Here is a 15,309-nt window from a genome sequence, read left to right as displayed (position 1 = left end):
ACATTTTCATCCTAAAACAATTTAGTCTGTTGGGTTAAAAGTGAAATTTTTAGTGAGAATTTTTGTAAATAGATTCTTGATTAATGGCTGCATTTTACTTTTCTTCTTTTGTTGCCTTAATAAAAGAAGCAACGGGGCAAGGGCAGTCATGTTCATGTTTTCCGAAAATAGTTTCCAGGTTAATGTTTGTACTAAAGGCGACGGGTATGTAGCTTTGAGGTTGTTCCGGCGATTGGGTTACCGCCTTGGCTTCGATCAAAGTTTTGTTGATAATAACTAAATGGTCAAAGATATTGCTGGCTGTGGTAAGGTCATGACTGACCACGATACTGGTAATTTTATTTTTCAAGGTATGTAAAAATTCATAAAAACAAAACTTCCCTGCCGGATCAATACTGGCAGTCGGTTCATCTAAAAGCAATAAAAACGGTTTGTCGTCGTTCCAACCCATCAAAGCACGAGCGATTAAAGCCCGTTGAAGCTCACCGCCCGAGAGTTCGGAAATTTTGCGTTTAAGATGAGAACCAAGACCCAATTGGTTTAAAAAATATCCGGCTTTTTCTTTGTTTTTTTTGTTTACGCTCCAATATTGTCCAAAATGTTTAAGAGAAAAAAACTCTTCTCTTTTCGCCGCACCCATAAGCACCATATTTTCAACATTGACGGGGAAATCAAGGCGAAGAGTTGAAGATTGGGGAACGTAACCAATAAGAGAGTCTGACGCACTCGGATCTTTTCCAAATATTTTTATTTTTCCGGAATCAGGTTCCAAAAAGCCCAATAAAAGACGTAAAAGCGTTGTTTTGCCTCCGCCGTTTGGTCCTAAAACCGCCAATAAACTCCCTTGTTCTAAGCTGTAATTAATATTGTTTAAAACATAATTGTTTTGATTTTCAAAAGAGTTGAAAATAGTTCCTTGGCTTGTATCTTTTTTTTGATAAGAAAAAAATACATTTTCTAACTCGACTGCGATCTTAGGCGGAACGATATTATCAATATTTTGTTGTAAATCTTCTTTTGGTTTTTTTATGGTGTGTTTCGTCATATTTTTTTATAAGAGTAGATGTTGATAAGATGCGAAATTAGTTTTTTGATAAAATAACAAAAGTTGAATTATTGTGAAGAGTAGGATAATAGAAAGTTTATTGCTATCAAAAAGTGGAGTAACTACGATGAAATCATTAGCTAATAATCCTAAGTCTGCTTGGGAGATATATAAGACCGAGGCTGAGCAAAAAAGTATTCAAGAACTTTCTAAAAAATATCTCACCTTTTTATCAAAATGTAAAACAGAACGTGAAGTTGTAAATTATGTCAAAGAAAGACTCAATGATGCAAATTTCAGCGAACTTTCTTCGGCGGATAATTTTTACCTGACTCATCATAACAAAACCTTGTTTGCTGTAAAAAAAGGTAAGCTTGGATTGGAACACGGAGTTCACCTTATTGGGTCTCATATTGACTCCCCTCGTTTAGATTTTAAACAATGTCCTTTATTGGAACAAGCTCAAGTAGGGCAAGCAAAAACCCATTATTACGGCGGAATCAGAAAGTATCAATGGTTGGCTCGCCCTTTGGCTATTCATGGGGTTGTCGTTAAAACTGATGGAACCGTGATTGATGTTGTTCTTGGTGAATCCGAAGACGAACCGGTTTTTACTATTGTTGATCTTTTGCCCCATTTAGCGTCAAAACAAAACACCCAAAGCGTGGCTGATGCCTTTGAAGCTGAAAAGTTGAACCTCGTTTTGGCACATCGCCCTTTAGAAAAGCTTGATGAAAACGCAGCCGAAGCCGATAAAAAAGAAGATGAACAAATAAAAGATCGTATTAAAGCCCAAATTTTAAAGATATTCAACGAAAAATACGGAATTACCGAAGAAGATTTTTATTCTTCAGAGCTTGAAGTTGTTCCGGCGGGTTCTGCTCGCTTTGTGGGTTTAGATGCTTCTCTTATCGGCGGATATGGGCATGATGACCGTATTTGTGTTTTTGCTTCGCTTGAGGCTTTTTTATCGTCTCAAGAAAAACCGACTTATACCCAAGTTTTGATGCTTTGGGATAAAGAGGAAATCGGGTCTGAGGGGTCAACCGGAGCAAAATCAGCTTTTTTTGAATATTGTATGGAAGAACTCATTCAAAATACAGATCAAAAACTCAAATTGTCAAAGGTCTTGTTAAAAACCAAGGCTATTTCTGCTGATGTTCATCCTGCCATTGACCCTGATTGGCAGGAATTGCACGAAAAAATGAATGCCGCTTCTTTGGGTTTTGGTCCTTGTTTTTGTAAGTTTACGGGACATAGAGGCAAATATGAAGCGAATGACGCCCATGCCGAATATGTTGCATTAATGCGCAAAATTATGAACGAAAATAATATTCCTTGGCAAATGGCGGAACTTGGCAAGGTTGATTCCGGTGGTGGCGGAACCGTTGCGATGTATTTAGCTCAACTTGGCATGAATATTATCGACTTTGGTCCTCCGTTACTCTCCATGCACAGCCCCTTTGAGCTTGCCAGCACGGTTGATTTATATGCAACAGCCAAAGCGTATGCGGCTTTTTATAATTATGACAAATAATTAATAATTACACATCATTAACTGTTTTAAGTTGTGAGGTTTATATGAAAGTTCTCATTACTGGTGCTTTTGGTTTTATCGGCTCTTGGTTGTGTCGATATTTTAGCGAACAAGGACACGAGGTTATAGCGTTAACGAGTAAACAACGCCAAGGCGAAAACGCATTATCGAAGTTTTACAAAGAGCTTGTAACTGTTGATATTACCAAAAGCCCTGAGGAAATTGCCGATAAATTATCGGATAATATAGACTGCTGTGTGCATGCGGCGAGCTTTAATGAACATTTTATGCCAAATTATCCAAAACTTGCTTTAGAGATAAATGGCTTAGGCACAAGAAATATTTTAGAAGCTTTACGTTTAAAAGGTCTTAAAAATAGCGGGCATAGACTTGGCTCTTTTATTTATCTTTCAACTTTTCATGTTTATGGGGTTTCTTCGGGCTTAGTCAGAGAAAGCGATAGCTTAAACCCTAAAAACGATTATGCTTTGAGTCATTTGGTCGGTGAAGAATATTGTCGTATGTTTACAAGGCGTTATGATATGCCAAATATTATTTTGCGTCTTAGTAACGGTTATGGGGCTCCACAAAATATCTCATTTAACAAATGGTATTTACTGTTGCATGATTTATGTAAAGAAGTCTTTAATAATGCGACTCTTACGCTAAAATCCGATCCGAATACCAAAAGAGATTTTGTTTGGCTCGGGGATATTTGTAAAGTTATTGAAAGGTTATCTTTAATCTTGCCGAAACGTTATGACCTTTTTGGACAGTCTGTTAATCTGGCTTCAGGAAAAGCAATAAGCATTAAAGAGGTTGCGAAAGAGATAATAGAGGCTTATGCTTGTTTTAGTGGAAAACAAGCCCTGTTGAATGAATTACGTTCTTCGGAGGGTTCAGGCTCTTTATTGGAAAACAAGTTAGTTATTGATAACTTATTGTTAAGAAGTATTTTAGACAATGATTTTGAATTTAAACAATGTATTAAAGCTGAGGCTTTTGAAACATTTAAGTTTTTAGAAAGGTATCAAGTTAGTTAAATTATTTTTTTGTGTTTTCAGGTGTGTTTTATTCTTTAACAAAAATATTAAAAAGGTTTTTTATGAAGATAAAATTTTTTGGAGCTGCCCAAACCGTTACTGGTTCTTGTTATATGTTTGAAGCTGCCGGAATGCGTTTTGCGATTGATTGTGGAATGCACCAAGGGGCGAGTCAACTTGAAAAACGTAACTTTGAAACAAAAGAATATCGTGCTTCTGAGATTGACTTTTTTTTAATGACCCATGCTCATATTGACCACTCTGGTCTTTTGCCAAGAATGGTGGCAGAAGGGTTTAAAGGAAAAATCTATTGTACGCCTCCCACAGCAGACTTAATGGAAATAATGCTCCTTGATAGTGCACATATTCAAGAGATGGAAACAAAGTGGAAAAACCAAAAAAAAGCAATCAGCGGTTCTAAATTAAATGGCTTAAAACCATTATATAACGAAGATGATGTAAAAAAAACCGTTAAGTTGTTTTCCTCAGTTCAATTTGGACAAAAGTTTAACCCTAAAGATAATCTAAATATTTCTGTGTGTTATCGAGATGCCGGGCATATTTTGGGTGCGGCTTTTTTAGAACTTGAAATTACCGAAAACGGAAAAAGCTCTCGCTTGGTTTTTTCGGGTGATTTGGGAAGAAAAGACAGCTTGCTTGTGCATGACCCCGAAATTCCGCAGGGGAACTTTGATTATCTGTTTGTAGAATCGACTTATGGCGATCGTAATCATAAAAATGAAAATAAAAGTTTAGATGAATTGGCGGAAGCAATTCAATATAGCTATCACCAAGGCGGAAAAGTAATTATTCCTGCTTTTGCCGTAGAACGTACTCAGGAAATGATATATTCTTTGTACCTTTTAAAAAAACAAGGAAAGTTGCCGGAAGATATACCTGTTTTTGTTGATAGCCCCCTGGCAATTAGGGCAACGGCAATTTTTAATAAATATAAATCTTATTTGGACACCGATACTCAAAAACTCTTGGCATCAGGCGAAAACCCTTTAGATTTACCAAACTTGCGTTTTACCCAAACCGTTAAAGAATCACAAATGATCAACGAAAACAATAATCCGGCTATTGTTATTTCGGCAAGCGGAATGTGTAATGCGGGGCGTATTAAACATCATTTAAAACACAATATTTGGCGACCAGAATCATCGGTTGTATTTGTGGGTTATCAGGGAATGGGAACTCCCGGGCGTAAAATTGTTGACGGAGCGGAAAGCATTAGGCTTTTTAATAGCGATATTGCCGTTAAAGCAAAGATTTTTACGATAGGTGGTTTTTCCGCTCACGCCGGACAAAGCCAGATTATGTCGTGGATAGACAGCTTTGATAATAAAGACATGAAAGTTATTCTTATTCATGGAGAAGATAAAGCACAAGCAATCTTATCTCAATTAATTAAAGAAAAGCTAAACCTACCGGTTACAATTCCCGGTTATATGGAAGAATTGGTGATTGAATCTGATGTGCCGATTGCCCTAAAATGTTGTCCGCACGACCAAGCTTTACAAACGCCTGATTGGGATTTATTATTGGCAGATGCAAGCTTACGACTTGAAAAAATTAGAGAGCGTATGCCAAAAATAAGCGAACGTTCTGTTGTGGAACAGCTCGATCTTTATGACAGATTAATGGAAATAAAAAACGAATTATCTAATTATTTAAGACAATTATAAAGAGTTTCTCAAAAAATTAGCATATTAACGGATTAAGAAAATGAGAATATTAGCCGGCGAATTTCGCGGCAGAAAGTTGAAAACAGTCGAAGCCCTTAAAATAGATGGCTATCGTCCCGCTATGTCAAAAGTTCGAGAAGCTTTGTTTTCCATGCTTGAGGCAAGAGGGATAGATTGGGCGTCAACGAGGGCTTTAGACCTTTTTGCAGGCAGTGGCAGTTTAGCTTTTGAATCTTTAAGCCGTGGAGCAAGAGATGCTCTTTGTGTGGAATCAAACCCTAAGGCTGCGGCTTTAATTCAAGAAAATGCTCGGCTTTTAGGGCTTGAGCAACAGCGATTACAGGTTGCAAACCAAGATGTGGGGCGTTTTTTAGGGCGTAAGGCTTTGGCTTCGCATGATTTGATTTTTATCGATCCACCTTATGGCAGTGATTATGTACTACCTTGCATAAAAGCGATTTTAAAACAAAACTGGTTAAGTGAACAAGGTTTTTTAACGATAGAGCTTGAATCAAGACCTGCCCCGGGTAAGGGTTTCAATATGGATAAAGTTCCTTCCGAGCTTACCTTGGAAGTCGACCGTAACTATGGACAAACCAGAGTGGTAATATGGACAAAACAGACGCATACACCTTAAATACAGACTTTGACGAAGAAGTTGAGCAAGTGATTCAACCAAAAATTGCCGTATATCCGGGAACTTTTGATCCTATGACAATGGGGCACGTCAGCTTGATTAAACGTGCTTGCCAGATTTTTGATCGTGTAATTGTTGCTGTTGCTTATGATACGCCAAAAAATCCGCTGTTTAGCGTTGAAGAACGTGTGAGTATGGCGAAAGAAGTCTTTGTTCATACCCCTAAAGTAAGCGTAGAATCATTTTCAGGACTTTTGGTCGATTATGTGGACAGTAAGGGGGCAAACGTCATTATCAGGGGTTTAAGGGCGGTCTCTGATTTTGAATATGAATTCCAACTTGCCTTGATGAATAGAAAAATGAAAAAACATATTCAAACCTTGTTTTTAATGACAGACTACCAATGGCTTTATATTAGCTCGACAATAGTCAAGGGGGCTGCCAGTTTAGGTGGAGACATAAAAGGGCTTGTGCCTGATTCTGTTTATAAACGATTAAGGGAAAAATACGGTTTGCCTTATCCTTTAAACTTAAATGAGCTTTCAAAAGATTAAAAAATGTACGATAAAACTTCAATTATTGTGGCACCGGCAACAACGCTCGGACAAAGTGCCATCGGTATTATCAGGTTGAGTGGACCGATTGAAACAGATAAACAAAAACAGGCAGCTATTTTACAAATTTTATTTAAAGTTTTTAGGGCGAAATATTTATCCTCAGCTGATTTAAACACAAATAAAGAAAGGGAAGAGAGGTGTTGTCTTAAACCTTGGACTTTACACAGAGGCGTTGCTTTAGACAGTCATGGACAAGAAATAGACGATGTTTTGGCGGTTTATATGCCTGGTCCTCGAACTTTTACCGGCGAAGATTGTGTGGAAATTCATTGTCATGGAAGCAGGGTGATTTTAGAGACAGTCTTGGAAGCTTGTCTTAACGCCGGTGCAAGAATGGCACTTCCGGGAGAATTTAGTTACCGAGCTTTTATGAATGGACGTATCGACTTAGCACAAGCCGAGGCTGTTTCTGAACTTGTTTCCGCTTCTTCCGTTCAAGGGGCGAGGTTAGCAAAAGCTAAACTTGATGGTGCTTTTGGACAGCGAATCGCTTTATTGAAAGAAAAACTTTTAAGCCTTAAAGCAAAGTTGTGTGTTGTACTTGATTTTTCCTTGGAACTTTCAGGCGATGAGCTTGATAATGTTTCAGAAGCGGAAATAAAACAAAATATAGCCGAACTCGAAACCGGGCTTAAGGCGTTAACAAAGGCGTATCAAAGAGCCAGAGCTTGGCGAGACGGTTGTATGGTGGTTTTGGTCGGCTCTGTTAATGCCGGTAAATCAAGCCTGATGAATGCAATGCTTGGACGCAGACGTTCTTTGGTGCATGATATTCCGGGAACTACTCGTGATTATATCGAAGAAAGTATTAATCTTAATGGATTAAATGTGCGTCTTGTTGATACGGCGGGCTTGCGTCAGACCGATGATTTGGTTGAAGCCGATGGCGTTGAATTTAGTCGAGAACTTTTGAGCCAAGCGGATTATGTCTTGTTTGTCAAAGATGCATGTTTTGATTTAAGTGAAGAAGAAAAAGAACTGCTTTTAACACACCCCGATCATATTTTAGTTTTAAATAAACAAGATTTACTTGATACAAGTCGGTCTATAGTTTATGATGCTTGCAACACAAAGATATATATTTCTGCAAAAAAATCAGAAGGGATAGATACGCTCTTAGATGTTTTACATGAAAAGCTGTTGTTAAAGATGGAGCTTGGAAAAAGCTTTGAACAAAACTCTGATTTAGCCCCAAATCTAAGACAAAACAAGCTTATTCAAGCGGCATTGGAAGAGTTAAATCTATTTGATTTAGACTTGGAAAATAAGATGCCAATAGAAATTTTAAGTGTAAGAATTGATATTATTTTAGATAAGTTAGAAGAAATTATCGGAAAAACAGACTTAGACGAGGTCTTGGAAAAAGTTTTTGGAGATTTTTGTATAGGTAAATAGCATTTTTTATACACGCTATTCTTTTTTGTCTTGTCTGATAAGGCCAATCATTTATTTGACTTTTTAAGGTTTTTAAAGCACAACTCAAATCAATTCAAGACAACAGTTTTTTTGTTTTTGCGTTTTGTTGTGCAGTAATATTTTAAGGCGGAATTTTGACTTTTTTCCGTACTTATTCGATTGAAAATAACTTTGTAATAATATTAATGTTTAAGTTCTTTTATCTTAACATTCTCAATATTTGGGGTATGCATGGATAGTTTTGCTCTATTATTTTTATCTTTTGCCGGCTTTGCCGGGTTCTTGATGGCGTTTAGTCTCGGAGCGAATGATGTTGCCAATTCTATGGCGTCTGCCGTTGGTGCTAAAGCAATTACCGTTCGTCAAGCCGTTGTAATAGCAAGTGTTTTAAATATTGTCGGTGCGGTTTTTTTAGGTTCTCATGTTACTTCAACTATTTCTAACGGTATTATCCATGCCGGAATGATTCCTGATGCAAAAATTATCATGATCGGTATGTTGGCGTCTTTGCTCTCTGCCGGATTATGGGTGCTTGTTGCGACTTTTACGGGTTTGCCTGTTTCGTCGACACACTCTATTATTGGAAGCATTATCGGTTTTGGAATTGTTGCCGGTGGTGTTGACGCTATTCAGTGGAAAACCATTACTTATGTGATATTATCTTGGGTAGTATCACCTTTTTTTGGGGCATTAATTGCATTTTTAGTTTTTTCACAAATACGCCGCAGTATTTTATATAGTAAAGAAGTTCTCGCTAAAGCTCGCTTTTGGGCTCCTTGGTGGGTGGGTTTAACTGTTACTTTGGTTGTATTGTCTTTTTGTTATAAAACGCCTTACGGAAAATCTCTTCATCTTGGTCTTTTTCATGGTATTATTATTTTTATAGTGAGTATGGGTATAACTATTTTGGTTTCTTCTTACTATTTAGATAAAACCATGCCCAAAAGATCAAGCCCTGAACGAAGCAAACACGCCATTGTTGAATCGTTATTCAGGCGTATGCAGATGGGAACAGCTTGTTATGTTGCCGTTTCTCAGGGAGCAAATGATGTTGCCAATGCGGTTGCTCCTGTTGCGGCGATTTATGTAATTGCGACTACCGGAAGTTTAGGGGCAAAAGTTGATGTTCCAACTTGGCTTTTATTGATGGGTGGAGTCGGCATCGCTTTGGGTATTGTTTTGCTTGGGTATAAAGTTATGTCAACGGTTGGCGAAAAGATTACAAAAATGAATAATACGCGAGGGTTCGCCGTAGCATTTAGCTCGGCAACCACGGTATTAATGGCGTCTAACTTAGGTCTGCCTGTTTCTACGACTCATGCGGCGGTTGGTTCCGTTGTGGGGGTTGGTTTGGCTCGGGGGTTTGCTGCTGTTGATTTTAGAGTTTTAGGAAAGATAGTTCTTTATTGGCTTTTAACTTTGCCGATTGCAGCCTTTACATCTATCGTAATTTTTTACATATTAAGGTTGTTATTTTTGTAGTAGGTTAAATATTTTTATTCTTAATAATAATGATCTTAAGGAGTATTTATAATGATTCGCCTTCCTTTGTTTGGATTACTGTCTCCGCGTTCCCCTATGCTTGGGCTTATGAAACACTATGAGTGTATTGAAAAAGGAATGAAGCTTGTCGAAGAATCATTGGAATGTTATATTTTAAGTGATACTAACGGAGAATGTCGAGAGTTTCGCAGATTGCAAGAAGAGCTTAATCTTCTCGAAGAACAAGCAGATAAGATTAAACGTAATGTACGTAATCACCTTCCGGCTTGGTTAATGATGCCTGTTGATAGAACCCTTATCTTTTCTTATACAAGACATCAGGACGATATTTTAAACGAAGGACAACGAGCCTTACACTGGCTCTCTATGCGTCAATTTGTTATTCCCGAAGATTTGCAAAAAGACTTGATTTATTATATCGCCGAAGTTTACCAAAACGTTCAGCTACTTAAAATCGCTTTAACGCAAACAGTTGATTTCATTAATGGTGATGATATTGATCGTGAAACAACCAAGCAATCATGCAGAAATGTTAGAAAACAACATAAAATAGTTAATCAACAACGCCATAAAATAACTTATAAAGTCTATAACTCTGAAGTTATGGATTTTAAATCAATTTACCAGTTGATGAATTTTATCAGCAGTATGGATACGATAAGCCATAGTGCCGAAGATTGTGCCGAAACCTTAAGAGCTATGATTGCTAAATAAAGATTATTGCAAAATAGTTTCAAATAATTTCATTTTTAAAGTAGACAAAAAGACCTTTGAAGCAAGTAGTTTCAAAGGTCTTTTTTGTGATGAGTTTTATTTTAAAATTCAAGATTGTTTGGAGTACGAGGAAAAGGAATAACGTCTCTGATATTATTTATTCCCGTAATTAACATAAGCAAACGCTCAAAACCTAATCCAAAACCGGCATGTGGAACAGAACCGAAACGTCTTAAATCTAAATACCACCAATAATTTTCAGGGTCTTGTCCAAGATCTTGAATACGTTTGGTTAAAATATCAAGACGTTCTTCTCTTTGACTTCCACCAATAAGTTCACCTATACGAGGGACTAATAAATCCATCGCCGCTACTGTTTGTTGGTCGTCGTTAAGACGCATGTAAAACGCCTTAATTTGTTTCGGATAATCATAAACAATAACAGGTTTTTTAAAGTGTTGTTCTGTTAAATAGCGTTCATGTTCAGTTTGAAGGTCAAGCCCGTAACTTACGGGATATTCAAACTTAGCTTTTGTTTTGCTAAGAATTTCAATAGCTTCACTGTATGGGAGTTTGACGAAATCGCTTTGAACAATATGTTTTAAATGTTCAAGTAGACCGGGTTCAACAAACTTGTCAAAAAGTTCCATTTCATTGGGCAGCCTGGTCATGATACGATCTAAAACAGTACGAGTAATATCTTCGCCAAGCGTCATCATATCGTCTAAAGTAGCAAAGGCAGCCTCAGGTTCTATCATCCAAAATTCTGCGGCGTGTCTGTGGGTGTTTGAATTTTCCGCTCTAAAGGTTGGTCCGAAAGTATATACTTGTCCAAGCCCCATAGCGAGAGTTTCGGCTTCGAGTTGTCCTGATACGGTTAGGTTTGCTTCACATCCAAAAAAATCGTTTTCAAAAGGGTTCTCTTTGTTTTGAGGAATTTCGTTAGTGGGAAGAGTCGTTACTCTAAACATTTCGCCCGCACCTTCACAGTCAGACCCTGTTAAAATAGGGGTATGCACATGAAAATATCCACGCTCACGGAAAAATTCATGTACGGCAAAGGCGGCTTCTGAGCGTACTCTAAAGGCAGCTCCATATTTATTGGTTCTCGGACGCAGATGGGCGATTGTGCGTAAAAACTCGTCGGAATGACGTTTTTTTTGCAAAGGAAAAGTTTCAGGATCAGCCTCGCCAAATACTTTTAAGGTTTGTGCTTTAACTTCATAGCGCTGACCTTTTCCGGGTGATAAGACCAATTCTCCAACAACTTCAAGGCTTGCTCCGGTTCCGACTTTGTCAAGAGAGCTAAAGGCGGGGGTGTTTTCATCGACTATAACTTGAATATTGTTTAAACAAGAACCATCGTTGAGTTCAATAAAAGAAAAGCCTTTGGCATCTCGGCGGGTTCTTACCCAACCTGAAATTTTTATATCTTTTTGAGGCTCAGGCAGTTCCAAAGCCTGAGCAATACGAGTACGCATCATGAGATCGTGCATGAAAAACTCCGCAATCTAAATTTATTTTTGGGTTATATGGTGAAAGTTTAAAAAAGCTGAACTAGTGTTTGAACGAACGCTGACCGGTAAAGACCATAGCAACTTGGGGGCTAACTTCGTTTACGGCTTCGATTACTTCAAAGTCTCTTAAAGAACCGCCGGGTTGGGCTATTGCGGTTACTCCCTCGGCTGTGGCGGCGTCTACTCCGTCTCTAAAAGGAAAAAATCCGTCAGAAACCATTGATGAGCCAATCAGTCCGCCTCTGGCTTCGTTTGTTCTTGTTTGAATATCGGCTAAAATTGCCGCATAGTTAGGCTCGCTTAAAGCTTTTCGTTTAAGTTCGTAAATAGAAAGGCGATGTTCGTTAAATGATAGTAAGTCTGCATATTTAGTATAGGCTTTGTGGGCGGCTATTTCTATACAGCCTATTCTGTCTTGTTCTCCTGTTCCTATTGAGACGGTTGCACCATCTTTAGCGAAAATAACCGAGTTAGAACTTACTCCCGCTTCAACCGCCCAAGCAAAAAATAAATCTTCGGCTTCTTTGGTTGTGGGTTTGCGTGCCGAAACGCTGACTCCGTCTTTTTCCGCAGTGGCAGGCAGGAAGTCGACTACGCTACGAATACGGTTTAAGAAAGATTTTTGAATAATCAAACCACCGTCGCACAAAGATTTTATATCTAAAAACGGAGTTGTGTTATAAGTTTGAAGTTCGCCTAAACGAGGGATTTTAATAATACGCAGGTTTTTGCGGGCTTTTAAAATTTCTAAACTACCTTCTTCAAACTCAGGAGCGGCAACAACTTCGTAATAAGCGGAATTTATTAATTCGGCACTTTCTTTATTAAGCGGACGGTTAACGATAACTGCTCCGCCAAAAGCGGCTATTCTATCGCCGAGGTAAGCCTTTTCAAGGGCATCTTCCAATGAGTCATTGCTCCAAGCGGCTCCGCAGGGGTTGTTGTGTTTTAAAATTAAAGCGGCGGGACGTTCATGGAGATATTGTAAAATATTTGCTCCGTTATCAACGTCGGTTAAGTTGGTTTTTCCCGGGTGTTTTCCGGCTTGAAGCATTTGGGCTTCGGTTAATGCAGAACACAAGCCCATTCCGGCCTTGCGAAATTCTATTCCACCGGCATTAAAAGAACCTTCGACAAGTTCGTATAACGCAGCCGGTTGATCCGGGTTTTCCCCATAGCGCAACCCTTTTTCTTCGTTGTCAATATTCCAAGTACGTTTACGATATTTTAAGGTTTGTTCTCCGAGACTTATTGTTAAATCAGATGGGAACGGGTCTTCCTGTAACTTTTTATACATATCTTTAAGATTTGCAGGATTGGTTAAAGGCGTTGTGCTTTTCATTTTTGGTTTTACTCCGGTTCATTTGTAATCTGAATATGACTTAAAAATTAAAGCATTATCTGAAAAATGTTTTAATTGTTCAGAGTGTAACATAAACTTAATGAATGAGCAATTTTCATTTGAAGCTAAAAGAATTTTGTCGTATAACTATTATATTAAGCAAACATGGTTTCCTTTATAAAGGCACTCCAAAAAACACGAAATAATAAGCCACTAGACTGGCTTTGCCTGTCTGTGGACTTTGGGATCGAAATAAAGGGGAAATTTATTTTTCCTGTAAAATTATTGGTTTTGGGGCTTAAAACGTTTTATGCTATGTACATGCAGAGCATAAAACGATAAAAAAGCATGCAAAACGAAGTTGTGAAATGGTCTTAAACAGGGTTTAAAAGGATAAAATATGGAACGTATGTTATTAAAAATGGCGGCTCAGCTAAATTCACTTGACGAAGCTTCGTTAATGAACTTGTGGCAGGAGCTTGCAGAAAAAGTTGAAGACTTTGAACCGACCAAACGTTGGGAGGAACAAGCTTTGGCTTTAGGCATGATCCAAGCTTTACACATGAAGAATCAGCTTTTTAACTATAATCTTGCGACGTTACATCGGAAAGATAAAGATATGGCGGAAGATGTCAATTTTTTAGCCGGTTTTGATAGAAAAAACACAAAGCAAAAAGACAGCGAAAGCTCGGAAAGCAACGACAAAGAGCCTTTAGTTCAGTGCAAAGTTTTGCAATTCAGACCGAGAGATTGAGACCATTCCGTTTAACACATAAATATAATAGCGTATTTTTTCAACATACGCCACGGCTTCGTTTCCTCGACAAAAACCATATTTTGTTTGAGAGTAATATTCTTCTTTAGTTAAAAGCGGATAAACTTTTTTGAGTTCAAGCCAAGTTTTTCCCGTTCCACCCATTTTTTTAGATAAGGCAATCGCATCTTGAAGGTGTGCAGGGCCTTGGTTATAGGCGGCGAGCGTAAAGAACCAACGATCCCAATATTCCAAGTCCATTTTTTCAAGCTCTGCCCACAATATTTTTAAATATTTAGCTCCCGCGTCGATGCTGGCAGTAGGGTTAAGTGGGTCAACGTTAAGTCTTTGTGCCGTTGCTTGGGTAAATTGCATAAGACCAAGCGGACCGTAAGCACTTTGGGCGTTTGGATCAAAGCGAGACTCTTGATAAATCAGGGCAACAAGTAAAAAAGGGTTTACATCATAACGACTTGCGGCTTTGCTCAAACTTTCTTTATATTCCGGAAGGTTTGAGTGAACGGTTTTGGCTAAATCGTGTAGGCTTGCCCATGGCGGTGTTCCTGTGGGTAGAAATCCGAAATATTTTTCTTCAAGCTTTGAGATATAGTTATCTTGCCCGAGTTCTTCCCAAAAAGCATAGAGCTTTGGGAAAAAGTCAGGGTTGTCATAACGCCAAATCCAACGGTAGTTAGCTTGCTCCCCGCCTTTAAACGAAACTTTAAGATTGGGAAGAAAAGGTTGCCAGAGTTTTGTGCTGTATTCATCAAGCATTCCACTGTCTTCATCAACAAAAGGACCTTGTTGAATATCAATCGAAGTATTGACATTTAGCGGTTCATCAAGGCTTTTTTCCACTTGAGTTACTAGTAAAGATAAAGATTTTGAGACATTTTTATACCAAGTTTTGTCTGATTCTTCTATCTCTACGCTAATAATTTTTCCTGAGTTAGGGCTGAAATAAACTTGACCGGAAGTGAGTTCGTCGCCGTCTTCATAAGTTAAATCTCCGGCAAAACCTATCACCAGGTCGACCTTGTCTTTGCGTAAAAGTTCTATGGCTTCTAAGCGAGAGTCAACGCTTTCATAGATTATATTCAGGTTATATTTTTCAGCAAACAAGTCTAAAAGTTCTTGTTCAAACCCAGGGCCATAAGGCGATAGTTTGCTTACTATACGCTCGGCGGTTGGGGCGGCAACACGCAAAGTAAGTTCTTTGTCGTGAGTTTGGCTATATTTGTTAAAGGTAAAGTTTTTTATGTTGATATATTCGTTAAATTCTTGTGGAGCAAGATCTTCCCAATAAATATAAGTAGTTATACTAAGAGGAATCGCAATAAAAAATAATAAAACGCCACAAAACTCCAAGGGAGTAAAAATTTGTCTGATAAATGCAATAAGGCGGTTAACACTTGTTTTTTTGTTCATATATTAATTACCGGTATAACCGGATTTTTATGTTTTATATTAAGTTAGACAGGTTAAAAAAGATAGGT

Annotated in this window: 13 protein-coding genes; 9 read left to right on the top strand and 4 right to left on the bottom strand. The window is 38.1% G+C overall.

Annotated features, from left to right (window positions below; all coding sequences use genetic code 11):
- Positions 1-94: 94 nt before the first annotated feature.
- Positions 95-1,045: a metal ABC transporter ATP-binding protein gene (locus BT999_RS11005; RefSeq protein WP_072697845.1), complete on the bottom strand. Its 951-nt coding sequence runs from the start codon at positions 1,043-1,045 to the stop codon at positions 95-97.
- A 127-nt stretch (positions 1,046-1,172) separates the two neighbouring features.
- Here BT999_RS11005 and BT999_RS11000 point away from each other — a divergent pair, with 127 nt between their 5' ends.
- The 8 genes from BT999_RS11000 (at position 1,173) to BT999_RS10965 (ending at position 10,200) form a co-directional block, all read left to right on the top strand.
- On the top strand, positions 1,173-2,582 hold the full coding sequence (locus BT999_RS11000) for an aminopeptidase (RefSeq protein ID WP_072697844.1): 1,410 nt from the start codon (positions 1,173-1,175) through the stop codon (positions 2,580-2,582).
- A gap of 44 nt (positions 2,583-2,626) precedes the next feature.
- Positions 2,627-3,625: an NAD-dependent epimerase/dehydratase family protein gene (locus BT999_RS10995; RefSeq protein WP_072697843.1), complete on the top strand. Its 999-nt coding sequence runs from the start codon at positions 2,627-2,629 to the stop codon at positions 3,623-3,625.
- Positions 3,626-3,687: 62 nt separating this feature from the next.
- Positions 3,688-5,313: an MBL fold metallo-hydrolase RNA specificity domain-containing protein gene (locus BT999_RS10990; protein ID WP_072697842.1), complete on the top strand. Its 1,626-nt coding sequence runs from the start codon at positions 3,688-3,690 to the stop codon at positions 5,311-5,313.
- Positions 5,314-5,353: 40 nt separating this feature from the next.
- A complete protein-coding gene (gene rsmD / locus BT999_RS10985; protein WP_072697841.1) occupies positions 5,354-5,950 on the top strand; it encodes a 16S rRNA (guanine(966)-N(2))-methyltransferase RsmD in 597 nt (198 codons plus the stop codon).
- Positions 5,923-6,504: a pantetheine-phosphate adenylyltransferase gene (coaD, locus tag BT999_RS10980; RefSeq protein WP_072697840.1), complete on the top strand. Its 582-nt coding sequence runs from the start codon at positions 5,923-5,925 to the stop codon at positions 6,502-6,504. Before rsmD ends, coaD begins: the two co-directional genes overlap by 28 nt.
- 3 nt (positions 6,505-6,507) lie before the next feature.
- A complete protein-coding gene (gene mnmE / locus BT999_RS10975; RefSeq protein ID WP_072697839.1) occupies positions 6,508-7,962 on the top strand; it encodes a tRNA uridine-5-carboxymethylaminomethyl(34) synthesis GTPase MnmE in 1,455 nt (484 codons plus the stop codon).
- Between the two features lie 252 nt (positions 7,963-8,214).
- Entirely contained in the window at positions 8,215-9,465 is a 1,251-nt protein-coding gene (locus tag BT999_RS10970; protein WP_072697838.1) for an inorganic phosphate transporter, read from the top strand.
- Between the two features lie 51 nt (positions 9,466-9,516).
- Positions 9,517-10,200, top strand: coding sequence for a DUF47 domain-containing protein (locus tag BT999_RS10965; protein WP_072697837.1), 684 nt, complete (start codon positions 9,517-9,519; stop codon positions 10,198-10,200).
- Between the two features lie 101 nt (positions 10,201-10,301).
- Here the strand turns inward: BT999_RS10965 and asnS are convergent, their stop codons facing one another.
- Positions 10,302-11,684 (bottom strand): asparagine--tRNA ligase, encoded by a 1,383-nt coding sequence (gene asnS / locus BT999_RS10960; RefSeq protein WP_072697848.1) that lies wholly within the window; start codon positions 11,682-11,684, stop codon positions 10,302-10,304.
- A 73-nt stretch (positions 11,685-11,757) separates the two neighbouring features.
- Positions 11,758-13,059: an IMP cyclohydrolase gene (locus tag BT999_RS10955; RefSeq protein ID WP_072697836.1), complete on the bottom strand. Its 1,302-nt coding sequence runs from the start codon at positions 13,057-13,059 to the stop codon at positions 11,758-11,760.
- Between the two features lie 400 nt (positions 13,060-13,459).
- Between BT999_RS10955 and BT999_RS10950 the strand changes: the two genes are divergently transcribed.
- Positions 13,460-13,813 carry a hypothetical protein gene (locus BT999_RS10950; protein ID WP_072697835.1) on the top strand — a complete coding sequence of 118 codons (354 nt, stop codon included), beginning with the start codon at positions 13,460-13,462 and terminating at the stop codon, positions 13,811-13,813.
- On the opposite strand, the gene BT999_RS10945 is transcribed toward BT999_RS10950, so the two are convergent.
- On the bottom strand, positions 13,772-15,241 hold the full coding sequence (locus BT999_RS10945; protein WP_072697834.1) for an MltF family protein: 1,470 nt from the start codon (positions 15,239-15,241) through the stop codon (positions 13,772-13,774). The two genes, BT999_RS10950 and BT999_RS10945, sit on opposite strands and share 42 nt — an antisense overlap.
- Between the last annotated feature and the right edge of the window lie 68 nt (positions 15,242-15,309).

It is taken from the genome of Desulfovibrio litoralis DSM 11393 (genome assembly GCF_900143255.1).
Classification (GTDB): Bacteria; Desulfobacterota; Desulfovibrionia; order Desulfovibrionales; family Desulfovibrionaceae; genus Frigididesulfovibrio_A; species Frigididesulfovibrio_A litoralis.
The sequence above is the reverse complement of the archived record's forward strand: the minus strand, read 5'-3'. Positions and strand labels throughout refer to the sequence as shown.